At 71.2% G+C, this 2,856-nt stretch carries 1 protein-coding gene; it reads right to left on the bottom strand.

Features of this window, described 5'->3' with window-relative positions:
* On the bottom strand, positions 1 to 2,833 hold a 2,833-nt coding region (locus ABGB10_RS33130), incomplete at its 3' end, for a type I polyketide synthase (protein WP_347664911.1).
* Positions 2,834 to 2,856: the final 23 nt, after the last annotated feature.

Genomic DNA, 2,856 nt, shown 5'->3' with positions numbered 1-2,856 from the left:
CACCCTGACCACCAGAACCCCACACCCCAGAGATCGACGAGAACACCACAAACGCATCCAGACCATCACCCAACAACTCGTCCAGATGCACCGCACCAGCCGTCTTCCCGGACACCACCTCGTCCCACGTCTCGGGTGTGGTCTCGGTCAGCAACGCGGAGCGCTCCACGCCGGCGGCATGCACCACCGCTCGCACCGGAGAGTCCAGGCCGTCGAGCAGGGCCCGAACCGCGTCACGGTCGCCCGTGTCACACGCCGCGACGGTCACCCGCGCGCCGGCGGCCTCGACCGCAGTAGCCACATCGGCCGCGCCTGCGGCCTGCGGGCCGCGCCGCGACACCAGCACCACGTGCTCGGCACCGTGCGTGGCAGCCCAGACCGCGACGCGACCGCCCAGCGAGCCCGTGCCGCCGGTCACCAGGACCGTCCCGGACGGCGACCAACCCGGCTGGTCGCTGACTGCGGCGGACGAGCGCACCAACCGCCGCACGTACACACCCGAGGACCGCACCGCGACCTGGTCCTCGACACCAAAGCCACCGGCCAGCACCCGCACGAGACGGGCACCCACCCGCGCATCGCAGCCGGCGGGGACATCGACCAGACCACCCCACAGATGCGGCAACTCCAGACCCACCACCCGACCCAGACCCCACACCGCCGACACCGCCGGCGACACCACATCCGCACGCCCCACCGACACCCCACCCGCCGTCGCCACCCACAACGGAGCAGCGACGTCCGCGCCGGCGAGCTGCTGGACCACGGTGAGCAGTTCGGCTCCGGAGTCGGGTACGGCGACGATGCCGGCGATCGGTGCGGGCAGGTCGGTTGCGTCGTGAGCGTGGAGCACGTCGGCTCCGGCCTCGGCGAGTGTCCTCGCGAGGGAGCCGACGAGGTTCTCGTCGGTGGGTTCGGCACCGACGATCAGCCAGTTGCCGTCGAGGGTGTCGGCGGTGTCGCCGGTGACCGGACGCCAGGTGGTCCGGTAGCGCCAGCCGTCGACCACTTCGGAGTCCTGGCGCGTGCGGCGCCATTGGGCCAGCGCGGGGACCAGGTCACCCGCGCTGTCCGCGGTGATGCCCAGCCGGGCCAGGTCGCCGTCCTCGACGGCGGCCCAGAAGTCGGCGTCGGCCGGCTCGCCGGCGGCGGTCTCGGCGACCGGTTCGGGAGTACTCGGCCAGTAGCGCTCGTGTTGGAAGGCGTAGGTGGGCAGGTCGATCAGCCGCCCGCCGGTCAGGCACGGCGTCCAGTCCACCGCGACGCCACGCACGAAGACCTGCGCGAGAGCGGTCAGCAACGTGGCAGGTTGGTCCCGGTCAGCGCGCTGCACGGGTACGAACACCGCATCCGTCACACAGTCCGCACCCATCGCCGACAGGACCCCGTCCGGGCCGATCTCCACGAACGTGGCGACACCGAGGCTCTCCAGGGTGGTGATCCCGTCGGCGAACCGCACCGCCTCGCGCACGTGCCGCACCCAGTAGCCGGCGTCCTGCGTCTCGGCGACCTGCCCGGTCACGTTCGACACCACCGGGATACGCGGCGACTCGTAGGACAACCCAGCCGCGATCGACGCGAACTCGGCCAGCATCGGCTCCATCAGCACCGAGTGGAACGCATGACTCACCCGCAACCGCTTCGACTTCTCGAAGTGCGCCGCGACCGCCGAGACCTCGTCGACGGCACCGGACAGCACCACCGAGCGCGGGCCGTTGATCGCGGCGACGGAAACACCGTCGGTCAGCAGCGGCAGCACCTCGGTCTCGGTGGCGCGAACCGCCACCATGACCCCACCCGCCGGGAGTGCCTGCATCAGGCGACCCCGGGCGGTGACCAACGTCGCCGCGTCGGCCAGGGACAGCACCCCGGCGACATGCGCGGCGGCGATCTCACCGATCGAGTGCCCCACCAGGAAGTCCGGCCTGACCCCGAACGACTCGACCAGCCGGAACAACGCCACCTCGACGGCGAACAACGCCGACTGCGTGTAGACCGTCTGGTCCAGGGCCTTCGCGTCGTCCGCGATCACGTCCTTGATCGGCCGATCAAGATGGAGGTCCAGCTGGGCACAGACGGCGTCGAACGCCTCCGCGTACACCGGGAACGTCTCGTAGAGGTCCCGGCCCATACCCGGCCGCTGCGATCCCTGGCCGGAGAAGACGAACGCGGTGCGCCCACCCTGCGCGGTGCCGGTGACCAGGCCGGGAGCCGTGGCTCCTGCGGCGAGGGCAGTCAGCGCAGCCTGCCGATCCGTGCCCAGGACGACGGCCCGGTGGGCGAGGGTGGCGCGGACGGCCAGCGAACGCCCGACGTCTGCCGGGTCGGTTTCGGGCCGCTCGTCGAGGTGGTGGGTGAGTCGGTTGGCTTGGGCGCGCAGGGCGTCGTCACTGCGGGCGGAGATCAGCCACGGCACCAGCGCGCTCGGCTCGGTGGCCGTCGGCCCGCTCGGCTCGGTGACCGGTGGGTTGACTGGTTCGGTGGCCGGTGGTTCTTCGATGATGAGGTGGGCGTTGGTGCCGGAGAACCCGAACGAGGACACCCCGGCGCGCCGGGGTCGACCGGTCTGCGGCTGCCACGGGCGGGTCTCGGTCAACAACCGCACCGCACCGGCGGACCAGTCGACCTGCGGAGTCGGCTCGTCCACATGCAACGTCGCCGGCAACACATTGTGCCTGAGGGCCTGGACCATCTTGATCACACCCGCGACACCGGCGGCGGCCTGGGTGTGGCCGATGTTCGACTTCACCGACCCCAACCACAACGGCTCATCACCGGGACGGTCCTGCCCATACGTGGCCAACAACGCCTGCGCCTCGATCGGATCACCCAACCGGGTGCCCGTCCCATGCGCCT

Source organism: Micromonospora sp. B9E7, assembly GCF_039871815.1.
Lineage (GTDB): Bacteria > Actinomycetota > Actinomycetes > Mycobacteriales > Micromonosporaceae > Micromonospora.
Note: the sequence above shows the minus strand (reverse complement) of the source record. Positions and strands in the feature narration are given on the sequence as shown.